Raw genomic sequence first — 12,183 nt, 5'->3', positions numbered from 1 at the left:
TTACGCAGTTTACCTTAGTGCCCACGGACGGTGGCGGCCGGTTGAACAGGTGTTCCAGGCGCGCCCCGTGTGCCAGACTGCCTCCGAATTTCAGCCCCGAGCCCTGCTCCGACTTCTCCCCCGATTCCTGCCATGCTGGACAATCTCACTCAACGCCTGGCGCGTGTGGTCAAGACCATGCGCGGCGAGGCGCGCCTGACCGAGGCCAACACTGCCGAGATGCTGCGCGAAGTGCGCCTTGCCATGCTCGAAGCCGACGTGGCGCTGCCGGTCGTGCGCGAATTCGTTGCCCGCGTGAAGGAAAAGGCCATGGGCGAGGAGGTTGTCAGCAGCCTCACCCCGGGCCAGGCCCTGGTCGGCGTGGTCCAGCGCGAGCTGACCGCCGTGATCGGCGGCGCCGACGCGGCCAGCGGCAACAACAAGGAAGCCGAGCTGAACCTGGCCGTGCAGCCGCCCGCCATCATCCTGATGGCCGGCCTGCAGGGCGCCGGCAAGACCACCACCGTGGGCAAGCTGGCCAAGTGGCTCAAGGAAAACAAAAAGAAGAAGGTGCTGACGGTCTCGTGCGACGTCTACCGTCCCGCCGCTATCGCGCAGCTGAAGACGGTTTCCGAGCAAGTCGGCGCTGACTTCTTCCCGTCACAGCCGGACCAGAAGCCGGTGGACATCGCCCGCGCGGCGGTGGACTGGGCGCGCAAGCACTACCACGACGTGCTGATCGTCGACACGGCCGGCCGGCTCGGTATCGACGAGCTGATGATGCAGGAAATCGCCGCGCTGCACGCGGAGCTGAAGCCCGCCGAAACCCTGTTCGTGGTCGACGCCATGCTGGGCCAGGACGCCGTCAACACCGCCAAGGCCTTCAACGACACCCTGCCGCTGACCGGCGTGGTGCTGACCAAGCTGGACGGCGATGCGCGCGGCGGTGCCGCACTGTCGGTGCGCCATATCACTGGCCGCCCGATCAAGTTCGTCGGCGTCGGCGAAAAGCTGGACGGCCTGGAGCCCTTCTACCCCGACCGCATGGCCCAGCGCATCCTGGGCATGGGCGACATCCTCGCGCTGGTCGAGGAAGCCCAGCGCGGCGTGGACATGGAAGCGGCCGAGAAGCTGGCCAAGAAGATCAAGAAGACCGGCGACTTCGACCTGGAAGACTTCAAGGCCCAGATCGGCCAGATGAAGAAGATGGGCGGCCTGGGCAGCCTGGTCGACAAGCTGCCGGCGCAGTTCGCCCAGCAGGCGCAGGGCGCCAACATGGACCAGGCCGAGAAGCAGGTGGCCCGCATGGAAGGCATCATCAACAGCATGACGCCCACCGAGCGCGCCAAGCCCGAGCTGATCAAGGCCAGCCGCAAGCGCCGCATTGCCGCGGGCGCCGGCGTGCCGGTGCAGGAAGTGAACCGCCTGCTCAACCAGTTCGACCAGATGCAGTCCATGATGAAGAAGCTCAAGGGCGGCGGCATGATGAAGATGATGCGCCAGATGGGCGCGATGAAGGGCGGCATGAAGGGTCTCTTCAACCGCTAGAATCCGTCTGCGCACCTCGACTTGCCTCCCCCGCAAAAGAACAGGAAAGACATCATGATGAGCGCCGTACAGGCCCGCGAGCTGTGGGCCAACTCCGAAGAAATCGTCTCCGCCGCGGAAGTCCAGGCGTCGCTGGACCGCATGGCCACGGAAATCACCGCCAAGATGGGCGATGCCTTCCCGCTGGTGCTGTCGGTGATGGGCGGCGCGGTGGTCTTCACCGGCATGCTGCTGCCCAAGCTGGCCTTCCCGCTGGAGTTCGACTACATCCACCTCTCGCGCTACAACAACAAGACCGTGGGCGGCGAGATGCAGTGGCGCGTGGCCCCGCGCGAGTCGGTCAAGGATCGCGTGGTGCTGGTGCTGGACGACATCCTGGATGAAGGCGAGACCATGGCCGCCATCCGCGAGCGCATCATGGACATGGGCGCCAGGGAATTCCACGCCGCCGTGCTGTGCGAGAAGACGCTGACCAAGATCAAGCCCATGCATCCGGACTTCTGCGGCTTTGCAGTGCCGGACCGCTATGTCTTTGGCTGCGGCATGGACGCCAAGGGCTACTGGCGCAACCTGGACTCGATCCGCGCGCTGGTTTGATCAGTTGAATACAGGCACCCGCCCGGGTGCCTGCCCCGGCGCCATCCTCAGGCGCCCAGGATCGGCCACAGCGAGGCCAGCAGCAGCACGGCCATGCCGATATTGAAGGCGCGCAGCACCCGCGGACGCGCCAGCCAGCGCCGCAGCGCCGAGCCGCACAGCGCCCACATCGCCACGCTGGGCAGGTTGACCACCCCGAAGATCCCCGCCAGCAGCAGCACGTTGAGCAACAGGTTGCCGTGCAGCACGTAGGTGCTGCACGCGCCCACCGCCATCACCCACGCCTTGGGATTGACCCACTGGAACGCCGCCGCGGCCCAGAAGCCCATCGGCCGCTTGACCTGCTGGTCCTGCACGCCGCCGGCAGTGGCCAGCTTCCACGCCAGCCATATCAGGTAGACCGTCGCCACCACGCGCAGCACCTGCCAGGTCCACGGGAAGGCGTGGAACAGCGATCCCAGCCCGAGCCCGACCAGCCCTACCATCAGCGCAAAGCCAATGCTGACGCCAAGCAGGTGCGGCACCGTGCGCACGAAGCCAAAGTTCACGCCCGAGGCGAGCAGCATCGTGTTATTGGGACCAGGGGTGATCGACGACACCAGCGCAAAGCCGGCAAACGCGGCAAAGACACCGGTTCCGGCGGCGAGTTGTGATACTTCCATGACTGACTCCAAGGCATTCAGGGAATCAGTCTACGGTCAGCAAACGGTACAGTACCGGTACACTTTGACGGAAATACGCCGATACAGGGATGCCGCCGGCCGCCGGTCAGTTTGCTTCCGGCTGGTGGACAAAGATCCACTCCTGGTAGCTGCCCTTGTCGGCAAACCCTGCGTTTGCCGGCGTAAAGCCGCCCACGCGAAGCGGGGTGCCTGGGGCCTGGCTGTACACGCCGACGATGCCGTTGTCCGGTCCGGGGACGATGCCCCACTCGCCGCCTTTCGGGAGCGGGTCGCGCCAGGCCCGGCGCAGGTAGCGCGCGACCACCGGCTGCCTCGGATCGAGCACCAGTTCATCAAGGCGCTTCGGGTACTGCCCGGCCGGGTTGGCATCGTAGTAGGCGCCGATTGCGCGGCGGATCTCGTTGCCGTGCGCGAGCAGGTCAGCCTCGCGCGCGCGCCGGTCCTGCGTGGCCCACAGCACGCCGAACTGGCTCAGCATCACGCCCAGGATAGCCAGCGCCACCAGCGCGCCGATGTAGACGGAGCCGCGGCTGTGCCGATCACCAGCTTGCATAGTCGGTCCCGTCATGCGCCTTGCCGGGCGCGCCGCTGTGCACGTCGGCAATGCCGCCCTTGGGCGAGCGCTCGAACACCCAGCTGTCGCGCCGGTTGTGAGCGGGTCCAGCGGCAGCTCGCGCAAGTAGCGGCGCTGCACCAGCTCGTCGAGCGATTCCGGGGATTTGCCACGGTCGTCGCGGTAATCGTCCAGCGCCTTGCGCAAGGTCACCAGGTTGTGGCGCAGCACGGTCTCGCGCGCCTTGTCCTGCTGGCGGAAGTACTGCGGCATGGCAAGCGACAGCAGCGTGGCGATAATGGCCAGCACCACCAGCAGCTCGATCAGCGTAAAGCCGCGGCGGCGCATGCCGTCACCACTGGTCATAGTGGTTGCCATCCAGCGCCTCGCCGCTATTGCGCGACATCACGTCGAACACAACGCCCCCCTCGCGCGGATCGTCGGGCGGGCTCTGGTAGCTGCGCAGGCGCCAGTTGCGCGCGGCGGGCTCATCGGGGCAGCCGCACAGCGGGTCGCGCGGCAGGCGCCGCAGGAAGTAGAGGCGGCGCTCGCCGGCGGGATCGGTGGCGTCGGGCACGCCCTCGGCCAGCGCTTCCAGCGACGGCGGATAGCCGCTGTCGCCGACCTTGCGCTGGATCTTGCCGGCGTCCGCCGCGTCCTTGTAGTCGTCGATGGCCTTGCGCAACTCGCGCAGTACGCGGCGCAGCTCGTTTTCCTGCGCGCGACGCACCGTCAGTTCGGCGGACGGCTCGGGCGTGCCCAATGCCGCTTGCCGCGAGGCCTTCCGGCGCAGCGGCGCCTATCCCTTCCAGCAATGGAACGAGATCACCGGGTTCCCGCAGGACTACAGCCAGGCCTCGGTCGAGCAAGCCATCAAGGACTGCACGCTGTGCAGCGGCGGCGACCTCAGGAAGGCGGGGCTCGACGTGCGCTCGACGCAGTGGCACAAGACCCCGATCAAGCCCCAGAGCGGCAAGATCCGCGTGATGTTCTACGCCACGCTGCAGGCCCTGCGCGCGCTGCGGCAGGAAGCCGGCGCGGCCGAGGACGACCCCCACCTGCTGGCGCGCATCGATGCGCTGCTGGAGTTGCTGACGCTGCTCGGCGGCTGGATGCACGGCATGCAGCGGCTGGACGATGAGGCCGTGCGGCGCGCATTGCGCCATGGCGCTGCGCCGGAGCCGCCCTAACGGGCCATGGGGTGGCTCACCGCTCGCTGCGGTATGGGCGTTCGCGCAGCCATTTGGTGGCGATCCACTTCTCGCCGGACGCCACCGGCAGGCCGGCGTGCAGCGTGCGTTCGTCCAGCGTGCCGTCGGGCAGCAGGTAGCTGAAGTACACCGCGTTGCCCTTGACCGGCGCCACCTCCAGCCCCACGCGCGGGAACGCCGTGGCGCCGCCCGCCTCGGGCGTGTTCAGGTAGATCACCAGGGTGGCGATGCGCTGCCCGCCGACGGACAGTTGCCGCGCCTCGCCCGGGCGCTGCGGGTTGAAGTAGTCGAAGTGCGGCTGGTACTCGCCGCCGGGCTTGTAGTTGAGGATCTGCAGCCCTTCGCCGTGCTCGGCGGGTACGCCGGTGACGGCGGCGATGCGCGCCTCGATGCGCGCGATCAGGGCGTGCTCGGCCACCTGGAACATCGCGCCCATGCTGGTGCGGGCGTCGATCAGGTTCTCGTCGCCGGTATCGGGGTTGACCACCGGCGAGCGCGCCAGGCGGCCGCGCGACAGCGCCACCAGGGCATCGCACTCGTCGTCGGTCAGCAGTTGCTGGAACAGCTGGACCTGCGGCGACGCCAGCCGGAACAGGATCGGGACCTGGCGGTCGCCGCCATCGGCCGCGTAGACCGCGGGCGTGCCGGCGGTGGCGGCAGGGCGGGCCGGCGCGGGCCTGGCCGGCGCGGCGCCATCGGCGCCTTGTGCAAAGGCCGAGGCCACGGCCCGGCGCGCAAAGGCCTCGTCATAGCCCGAGCGCAGCATCGACAACACCAGCGCATCGGCGGCAAAGCCCTGGGCGATATGCCGGGCCAGCCATTGTTCAAGTTCGGGCGAGGATTCGGTGTAGCCGGTCTTGCCGCCGGCAACGGAGGCTTCGCGGATCATGACGGATTGGCGGCGACGCGTTGCGACGAGAACGGGTTGCGGGCAGGCGGCTCGGACACCGGTGCGCGCGGGCGCGACGGCGCGATCTCGGGATCGCCGGCCACGGTGACCGTGGCTTCGGAATACTGCCAGCGCTTCCACGCCGCCAGCACCGCGTTCGGGTATTCGGGGCGGCCGCGGCTGCCGTTGTAGCGGCCCAGCGCCAGATACAGGTCGCCCTGCTCGCGGTCCAGGTAATAGCGCAGGATGGTGCAGCCGTAGCGCAGGTTGCTCTGCAGGTGAAACAGCTTGCGCGGGTCGCTGTCGCCGATGGCGCGCACCCAGAACGGCATCACCTGCATCAGCCCGCGCGCACCGGCCGAGCTGATCGCGTACTTGCGGAAGTTGCTTTCGACCTGGACCAGGCCCAGCACCAGCGCGGGCTCCAGCCCGGCGCGCTTGGCCTCGTAGTAGGCCACCTCGATCAGTTCCACGCGCACCTGCGGCTCGGGGATGCGCGAGGCCAGGCGGGCGGACATCTCGCCCAGCCATTTCAGGTAGGCCAGGCGCTCGCCGCCGGACGCAAATACCGGCCGCGTGGGCCGGTCATCGGCAATGGCGGCGGCCAGCGCGCCGCGCACGGAATCGGCCAGGTCTTCTTCCTTTTGCGCGCCGGCGTGGGCTGCCATGGCCGCCAGGGCCAGCAGCAACCCGCCCGCGCAGCGGCGGGCGGCGTCGGTCATGCCGCGGGCGGCGCGCATGGGGCTCAGTTCGCCAGCTGGCTGCGCACGTGGCCGACCACATCGGCCACGCTGACGGCGGTGGCCTGCGCGTCGCGCCGGCCCTGGTACTCGACCTTGCCTTCCTTCAGGCCGCGGTCGCCCACCACCACACGGTGCGGCACGCCGATCAGCTCCCAGTCGGCAAACATCACGCCCGGGCGCTCGCCGCGGTCGTCCAGGATGACGTCCACGCCGGCGGCCAGCAGCTCGGCATGGATGCGGTCGGCCTCGGCCTTGACGGCTTCGGAGCGGTCGTAGCCCACCGGGCAGATCACCACCGCGAACGGCGCGATCGCGGCCGGCCAGATGATGCCGCGCTCATCGAAGTTCTGCTCGATCGCCGCGCCCAGGATACGGGTGACGCCGATGCCATAGCAGCCCATCTGCATCGGCTGGGTCTTGCCGTTCTCGTCCAGGAAGGTGGCGTTCATGGACTCGGAATAGCGCGTGCCGAGCATGAACACGTGGCCCACCTCGATGCCGCGGCAGATTTCCAGCGTGCCCTTGCCGTCCGGCGAGGCGTCGCCTGCGACCACGTTGCGCAGGTCGGCCACGATCGGCTCGGGCAGGTCGCGACCCCAGTTGACGCCGGTGTAGTGGTAGTCGCGATAGTTGGCGCCACAGACGAAGTCGCTCATGTTGGCGACGGTGCGGTCGGCCACCACCTTGACCGGCTTCTTCATGTCGATCGGGCCCAGGTAGCCCGGCGGCGAGCCGAAGGCGTCGACGATCTCGTTCTCGGTGGCAAAGCGGAAGTCGGCCAGGCCCGGCACCTTGGACGCCTTGACCTCGTTCAGTTCGTGGTCGGCACGGATCAGCAGCAGCCAGATTTCGGCGCCCGCTTCGGTATCCTTGGCCACAACGATCGACTTGACGTTGCGCTCCAGCGGGATGTTCAGGAATTCCGCCACCTGCTCGCACTTGACCTTTTCCGGGGTGAAGGTCTTGACCAGGTCTTCCTTGGGCGAGGCGCGCTCGGCAAGCAGGGGCAGCGCCTCGGCTGCCTCCATGTTGGCGGCGTAGTCCGAGGTCGGGCAGTAGACGATGGCGTCTTCGCCGGTGTCGGCGATCACATGGAACTCATGCGAGCCCGAGCCGCCGATGGCGCCGTTGTCGGCCGCCACGGCGCGGAATTCCAAGCCAAAGCGGCGAAAGATGCGCACGTAGGCGTCGTACATGTTCTCGTACGACTTGCGCAGGCCGTCCGTGTCGCGGTCGAAGGAATAGGCATCCTTCATGGTGAACTCGCGCCCGCGCATGATGCCGAAGCGCGGCCGGCGCTCGTCGCGGAACTTGGTCTGGATCTGGTAGAAATTGACCGGCAGCTGCTTGTAGCTGCGGATTTCCGAGCGGGCGATGTCGGTCACCACCTCTTCCGAGGTCGGCTGGACTGCGAAGTCGCGCTCATGGCGGTCTTTCAGGCGCAGCAGTTCGGGGCCCATCTTGTCCCAGCGGCCGGTTTCCTGCCACAGCTCGGCCGGCTGGATCACCGGCATGGACAGCTCCACCGCGCCGGCGCGGTTCATTTCCTCGCGCACGATGTTCTCCACCTTGCGGATCACGCGCAGCCCGATCGGCATGTAGTTGTAGATGCCGGCACCCAGCTTCTTGATCATGCCGGCGCGCATCATCAGCTTGTGCGAAACGATTTCCGCGTCGGCGGGCGCTTCCTTGAGGGTGGAAATGAAGAATTGCGAGGCTTTCATCCGTAATTTCTCTCTGGGCCGCTAGGTTCGGGAAAATCCGTCCCGGCAAAATCCGGGGGCCGGCGGCACTGAATTGTGTGCACGCGCCTGAAACTGCCCTTCCGCTCGGGGAAAACCAGCATCCCCCGGTCCGGGCCCGGCTGCGCGCTTCCTTTATAATCAGCGTAATTCTAAAGGATTCGAGGTGCAGTCATGCTCGATCGTGAAGGCTTTCGCCCGAACGTCGGCATCATCCTCCTCAACGCACGAAACGAGGTTTTCTGGGGCAAGCGAATCGGCGAACACTCCTGGCAGTTCCCGCAAGGTGGCATCAAGTACGGCGAAACGCCTGAACAGGCCATGTACCGCGAACTGCATGAGGAAATCGGCCTGCTTCCGGAGCACGTCAGGATCGTCGGTCGCACGCGCGACTGGCTGCGTTACGAGGTGCCGGACAAGTTCATCCGCCGCGAGATCCGCGGCCACTACAAGGGCCAGAAACAAATCTGGTTCCTGCTGCGCATGGCCGGCAGGGACTGTGATATCCATCTGCGTGCCACCGAGCACCCTGAGTTCGACGCCTGGCGTTGGAGTCATTACTGGGTGCCGCTGGAGGCGGTGATCGAGTTCAAGCGCGATGTCTACCAGCTGGCGCTGACGGAGTTGTCACGCTTCCTGAACCGGCACGCGCGTGTGCCGCTGAGTCCGTATGGCACACACGGGACGCACGGCCCCCACGGCATGCATGGCCGCCACGGCGGACCACGCAGCCAGGCGCTCAGCCGCGCCCAGCAGGCGCAGCAGGCCGACGCCGACTGCAATGCCGAGGCCGAGCACGCGACAGAGCACGATTCACCGGCAACGCCGGTTTCCACCTCACGGAGCACTGATGACTAGTTTCACCGGCCTGGGCCGCCGCGGCGGCCTGACCGCTGCCGGAATGCTGATTGCCGCGGCCAGCCTTGCGCTGGCCGGCTGCAAGACCACCGGCAAGGAAATGGCGGAGGAAGAAAGCACCTGGATCAACCCGTTCGGGGCCAAGACCTTTGAAGAGGCCAAGGCCATGCTGCCGGCGCCGCCGCAGGACGCCAACCTGATCCCGTTCACGGTGTCGGGTACCGGCTCGCTGTCGTTCGCGGTGGACGGCAAGTCGGTCTCGGTCGGCAAGGACAACGTGGTGCGCTACACGGTCGTCACCACCAGCCAGAGCGGCGCGCGCAACGTGACCTTCGAAGGCCTGCGCTGCGATGCGTTCGAGCGCAAGCTCTACGCCACGCTGCCCAAGGGCGCGACGGAATGGGTGCCCAACAGCAGCGACTACGGCGAGACCTGGCACCGCATGGAGACTGGCGTGCGCAATGCCTACGCCGCCACGCTGGCGATCGATTTCTTCTGCGAGGGCCGTACCGTGGCCGGCACCGCCGACGCCATGGTGCGCGACCTGCAATCGCGCGCGCCGCGCAAGCGCTGAAGCGCACAGCGTCGGCATGAAAAAACGGCGGGACTGCCTGGCAGCCCCGCCGTTTTCATTTCCGCCTGGCCTTTGCGCCGGGATGCCGGATCAGACCAGCACCAGGTTGTCGCGATGGATCAGTTCGGGCTCGTTCAGGTGTCCCAGCACGGACTCGATCTCGGACGAGGGCTTGCGCGCAATCAGCCGCGCCTCGGCACTGGAATAGTTGGTGATGCCGCGCGCCACCTCCTTGCCCTGGGTGTCGACGCAGGCGATTACCTCGCCACGGGCGAACTCGCCCTGCACTTCCGTCACGCCGATCGGCAGCAGCGACTTGCCGCCGCTGGTGAGCTTCTCGACCGCGCCGTTGTCGATCACGACCCGGCCGCGCAGTTGCAGGTGATCGGCCATCCATTGCTTGCGCGCCGTGAGCCGCCCGGTCGGCGCCAGCAGCTGTGTGCCGATGGCCTCGCCCGCGGCCAGTCGCTCCAGCACGTTGGCCTCGCGCCCGGAGGCGATGGTGGTGTGGGCACCGGACTTGGCCGCGCGCTTGGCCGCCAGGATCTTGGTCAGCATGCCGCCGCGCCCGATCGACGTGCCGGCGCCGCCGGCCATGGCTTCCAGCTCGGGGGTGCCGGCCAGGGCCTCGTCCACGAACTGCGCGGCCGGGTCCTTGCGCGGATCGGCGGTATACAGGCCGCGCTGGTCGGTCAGGATCACCAGCGCGTCCCCTTCGATCAGGTTGGTCACCAGCGCGCCCAGCGTGTCGTTGTCGCCGAACTTGATTTCGTCGGTGACCACGGTGTCGTTCTCGTTGATGATCGGCACCACACCCAGGGACAACAGCGTGAGCAGGGTCGAGCGGGCGTTGAGGTAGCGTTCGCGGTCGGCCAGGTCGGCGTGGGTCAGCAGCACCTGCGCGGTGCGGATGCCGTAGCGGCCGAACTGGCTTTCATAGACCTGCGCCAGGCCCATCTGGCCGACGGCGGCGGCGGCCTGCAGCTCATGGATTTCCTTCGGGCGGCGCACCCAGCCCAGGCGCTGCATGCCTTCGGCGATGGCGCCGGAGCTGACCAGCACCACTTCCTTGCCGGCTACGCGCAGCTTGGCGATCTGGGCCGCCCAGCGGGCGATGGCGTCGTGATCCAGCCCCTTGCCGTCGTTGGTGACCAGGCTGGAGCCGACTTTAACGACGATGCGCTTTGCCTGCGCGATGACCGATTGCATGAAGGGAATCCTGTCTCCCGGGCAGCCGGCGGCGGGCGCCGCGCCCGAATTGTCCGTGGGTATTCTTCTGTGGTGGGGCGCCAGCGGCGGCCCCGGCTTATGCCTCGCCCTGCCCCTGGTCGACGTTGTGCAGCCGCTCGTCCAGGCGGATGTCCGGCTCGGCCAGCGCCGCGGCCTCTGCGGCCTTGATCGCCAGCAGGTGATCCTTGATCGCGTAGATCAGCTCGCGGCAGCCTTCGCCGGTCAGCGCCGAAATCTGGAACACCGGCCCCTTCCACTTGTAACGCTTGATGAAATCCTTCACGCGGGCGGCGCGCTCTTCCCCGGGAACCACGTCGAGCTTGTTCAGCACCAGCCAGCGCGGCTTGTCGTACAGGGTTTCGTCGTACTTCTTCAGCTCGTTGACGATGGCCTTGGCCTCAGCCACCGGGTCGACTGCCTCGTCGAACGGCGCCAGGTCGACGATATGCAGCAGCAGGCCGGTGCGCTGCAGGTGGCGCAGGAACTGGTGGCCCAGGCCCGCGCCTTCGGCGGCGCCTTCGATCAGGCCGGGAATGTCGGCGACCACGAACGATTGCTCATGGTCCACGCGCACCACGCCCAGGTTCGGGTGCAGCGTGGTGAACGGATAGTCCGCCACCTTCGGACGCGCGTTGGAGATATGCGAGATAAAGGTCGACTTGCCGGCGTTGGGCATGCCCAGCAGGCCGACGTCGGCCAGCACCTTGAGTTCAAGCTTGAGCATGCGTCGCTCGCCCGGCTTGCCGTCCACCTGCTGGCGCGGCGCGCGGTTGGTACTGGACTTGAAATGCAGGTTGCCCCAGCCGCCCATGCCGCCTTCGGCCAGGCACACGCGCTGGCCGTGCTCGGTCAGGTCGGCGATGACTTCGCCGGTGTCCATGTCGGTGATCAGCGTGCCCACCGGCATGCGCAGCGAGATGTCCTCGCCGGCGGCGCCGTAGCAGTCGGAGCCGCGGCCATTCTCGCCGTTGCGGGCCACGTGCTTCCTGGCGTAGCGGAAGTCGATCAGGGTATTGATGTTGCGGTCCGCCACGGCGAACACGCTGCCGCCGCGGCCGCCATCGCCACCATCCGGGCCGCCGAAGGGCACAAACTTCTCGCGCCGGAACGAGGCGCTGCCATTGCCGCCGTTGCCGGCGATGGCTTCGATTCGGGCTTCGTCTATGAACTTCATGATGATGGGTTTCCGTGATGGATCGGCGGATCAGCGGCTGGAAGCCTCCAACCGGGCTGGCGAACTGACATTGTCGCCAGAAAAGAAAAGGCCCCGCAAGCGTTGCGGGGCCTTCATCCTGCAAAGGCTGTTATCAGGCCGCCGGAACGACGCTGACTTGCTGCTTCTTGGCAGGGCCCTTGACGGCGAACTGCACGTGGCCGTCCACCAGGGCAAACAGCGTGTGGTCCTTGCCCACGCCGACGTTGTCGCCGGCATGCACGCGGGTACCGCGCTGGCGGATGATGATGCCGCCGGCGTTGATGGCCTGGCCACCAAACACCTTCACGCCCAGACGCTTCGATTCGGAATCACGGCCGTTCCGCGTGGAACCGCCGCCTTTTTTCTGTGCCATGTCTTACT

The 12,183-nt window shown here is 67.3% G+C and carries 14 protein-coding genes and 1 pseudogene; 5 read left to right on the top strand and 10 right to left on the bottom strand.

Annotation, left to right across the window (positions count from 1 at the left end):
- Positions 1–132: 132 nt before the first annotated feature.
- Positions 133–1,527 (top strand): signal recognition particle protein, encoded by a 1,395-nt coding sequence (ffh, locus tag AC3WL8_RS16135; protein ID WP_013958043.1) that lies wholly within the window; start codon positions 133–135, stop codon positions 1,525–1,527.
- A gap of 54 nt (positions 1,528–1,581) precedes the next feature.
- Entirely contained in the window at positions 1,582–2,124 is a 543-nt protein-coding gene (locus AC3WL8_RS16130; RefSeq protein WP_013958044.1) for a hypoxanthine-guanine phosphoribosyltransferase, read from the top strand.
- A 47-nt stretch (positions 2,125–2,171) separates the two neighbouring features.
- Here AC3WL8_RS16130 and AC3WL8_RS16125 read toward each other — a convergent pair whose 3' ends face one another.
- The 4 genes and pseudogenes from AC3WL8_RS16125 to AC3WL8_RS16110 form a co-directional block, all read right to left on the bottom strand.
- Complete coding sequence (locus AC3WL8_RS16125; protein WP_013958045.1) at positions 2,172–2,786, bottom strand: LysE family translocator; 615 nt, start codon at positions 2,784–2,786, stop codon at positions 2,172–2,174.
- A 106-nt stretch (positions 2,787–2,892) separates the two neighbouring features.
- On the bottom strand, positions 2,893–3,375 hold the full coding sequence (locus AC3WL8_RS16120) for a type II secretion system protein (RefSeq protein ID WP_492378436.1): 483 nt from the start codon (positions 3,373–3,375) through the stop codon (positions 2,893–2,895).
- Positions 3,347–3,738, bottom strand: a pseudogene (locus tag AC3WL8_RS16115) (type II secretion system protein). Before AC3WL8_RS16115 ends, AC3WL8_RS16120 begins: the two are co-directional and overlap by 29 nt.
- Positions 3,713–4,123, bottom strand: a complete 411-nt coding sequence (locus AC3WL8_RS16110; protein WP_211980317.1) for a general secretion pathway protein GspG — start codon at positions 4,121–4,123, stop codon at positions 3,713–3,715. The pseudogene AC3WL8_RS16115 and the gene AC3WL8_RS16110 overlap by 26 nt, the downstream one beginning before the upstream one ends.
- Between AC3WL8_RS16110 and AC3WL8_RS16105 the strand changes: the two genes are divergently transcribed.
- Positions 4,116–4,550, top strand: coding sequence for a lytic polysaccharide monooxygenase (locus tag AC3WL8_RS16105; protein ID WP_492378435.1), 435 nt, complete (start codon positions 4,116–4,118; stop codon positions 4,548–4,550). The two genes, AC3WL8_RS16110 and AC3WL8_RS16105, sit on opposite strands and share 8 nt — an antisense overlap.
- A 16-nt stretch (positions 4,551–4,566) precedes the next feature.
- Here AC3WL8_RS16105 and AC3WL8_RS16100 read toward each other — a convergent pair whose 3' ends face one another.
- Genes AC3WL8_RS16100 through AC3WL8_RS16090 form a run of 3 tightly spaced genes read right to left on the bottom strand, consistent with a single transcriptional unit; the run spans position 4,567 to position 7,927 of the window.
- On the bottom strand, positions 4,567–5,460 hold the full coding sequence (locus tag AC3WL8_RS16100; RefSeq protein ID WP_013958049.1) for a 2OG-Fe(II) oxygenase: 894 nt from the start codon (positions 5,458–5,460) through the stop codon (positions 4,567–4,569).
- Positions 5,457–6,200 (bottom strand): lytic transglycosylase domain-containing protein, encoded by a 744-nt coding sequence (locus AC3WL8_RS16095; RefSeq protein WP_013958050.1) that lies wholly within the window; start codon positions 6,198–6,200, stop codon positions 5,457–5,459. The genes AC3WL8_RS16100 and AC3WL8_RS16095 overlap by 4 nt, the downstream gene beginning before the upstream one ends.
- A 5-nt stretch (positions 6,201–6,205) precedes the next feature.
- Positions 6,206–7,927, bottom strand: coding sequence for a proline--tRNA ligase (locus AC3WL8_RS16090; RefSeq protein WP_492378434.1), 1,722 nt, complete (start codon positions 7,925–7,927; stop codon positions 6,206–6,208).
- 192 nt (positions 7,928–8,119) lie between these two features.
- Between AC3WL8_RS16090 and AC3WL8_RS16085 the strand changes: the two genes are divergently transcribed.
- Together AC3WL8_RS16085 and AC3WL8_RS16080 are read left to right on the top strand one after the other, a co-directional pair.
- On the top strand, positions 8,120–8,803 hold the full coding sequence (locus AC3WL8_RS16085) for an RNA pyrophosphohydrolase (protein ID WP_013958052.1): 684 nt from the start codon (positions 8,120–8,122) through the stop codon (positions 8,801–8,803).
- Positions 8,796–9,377 (top strand): CNP1-like family protein, encoded by a 582-nt coding sequence (locus tag AC3WL8_RS16080; RefSeq protein WP_013958053.1) that lies wholly within the window; start codon positions 8,796–8,798, stop codon positions 9,375–9,377. Before AC3WL8_RS16085 ends, AC3WL8_RS16080 begins: the two co-directional genes overlap by 8 nt.
- A 90-nt stretch (positions 9,378–9,467) precedes the next feature.
- Here the strand turns inward: AC3WL8_RS16080 and proB are convergent, their stop codons facing one another.
- From proB to rpmA, 3 genes are all read right to left on the bottom strand, one after another.
- Positions 9,468–10,586, bottom strand: coding sequence for a glutamate 5-kinase (proB, locus tag AC3WL8_RS16075; RefSeq protein ID WP_013958054.1), 1,119 nt, complete (start codon positions 10,584–10,586; stop codon positions 9,468–9,470).
- Between the two features lie 97 nt (positions 10,587–10,683).
- A complete protein-coding gene (gene obgE / locus AC3WL8_RS16070) occupies positions 10,684–11,781 on the bottom strand; it encodes a GTPase ObgE (RefSeq protein ID WP_013958055.1) in 1,098 nt (365 codons plus the stop codon).
- 133 nt (positions 11,782–11,914) lie between these two features.
- Positions 11,915–12,175 carry a 50S ribosomal protein L27 gene (gene rpmA, locus AC3WL8_RS16065; RefSeq protein ID WP_010814747.1) on the bottom strand — a complete coding sequence of 87 codons (261 nt, stop codon included), beginning with the start codon at positions 12,173–12,175 and terminating at the stop codon, positions 11,915–11,917.
- Positions 12,176–12,183: the final 8 nt, after the last annotated feature.

This window comes from Cupriavidus sp. FW305-F7 (assembly GCF_058782875.1).
Note: the sequence above shows the minus strand (reverse complement) of the source record. Positions and strands in the feature narration are given on the sequence as shown.

Coding starts and splice junctions, on each gene's coding strand:
- ffh (WP_013958043.1), top strand. CDS start 133: ATGCTGGACAATCTCACTCAACGCCTGGCGCGTGTGGTCAAGACCATG.
- AC3WL8_RS16130 (WP_013958044.1), top strand. CDS start 1,582: ATGATGAGCGCCGTACAGGCCCGCGAGCTGTGGGCCAACTCCGAAGAA.
- AC3WL8_RS16125 (WP_013958045.1), bottom strand. CDS start 2,786: ATGGAAGTATCACAACTCGCCGCCGGAACCGGTGTCTTTGCCGCGTTT.
- AC3WL8_RS16120 (WP_492378436.1), bottom strand. CDS start 3,375: ATGACGGGACCGACTATGCAAGCTGGTGATCGGCACAGCCGCGGCTCC.
- AC3WL8_RS16100 (WP_013958049.1), bottom strand. CDS start 5,460: ATGATCCGCGAAGCCTCCGTTGCCGGCGGCAAGACCGGCTACACCGAA.
- AC3WL8_RS16095 (WP_013958050.1), bottom strand. CDS start 6,200: ATGCGCGCCGCCCGCGGCATGACCGACGCCGCCCGCCGCTGCGCGGGC.
- AC3WL8_RS16090 (WP_492378434.1), bottom strand. CDS start 7,927: ATGAAAGCCTCGCAATTCTTCATTTCCACCCTCAAGGAAGCGCCCGCC.
- AC3WL8_RS16085 (WP_013958052.1), top strand. CDS start 8,120: ATGCTCGATCGTGAAGGCTTTCGCCCGAACGTCGGCATCATCCTCCTC.
- AC3WL8_RS16080 (WP_013958053.1), top strand. CDS start 8,796: ATGACTAGTTTCACCGGCCTGGGCCGCCGCGGCGGCCTGACCGCTGCC.
- proB (WP_013958054.1), bottom strand. CDS start 10,586: ATGCAATCGGTCATCGCGCAGGCAAAGCGCATCGTCGTTAAAGTCGGC.
- obgE (WP_013958055.1), bottom strand. CDS start 11,781: ATGAAGTTCATAGACGAAGCCCGAATCGAAGCCATCGCCGGCAACGGC.
- rpmA (WP_010814747.1), bottom strand. CDS start 12,175: ATGGCACAGAAAAAAGGCGGCGGTTCCACGCGGAACGGCCGTGATTCC.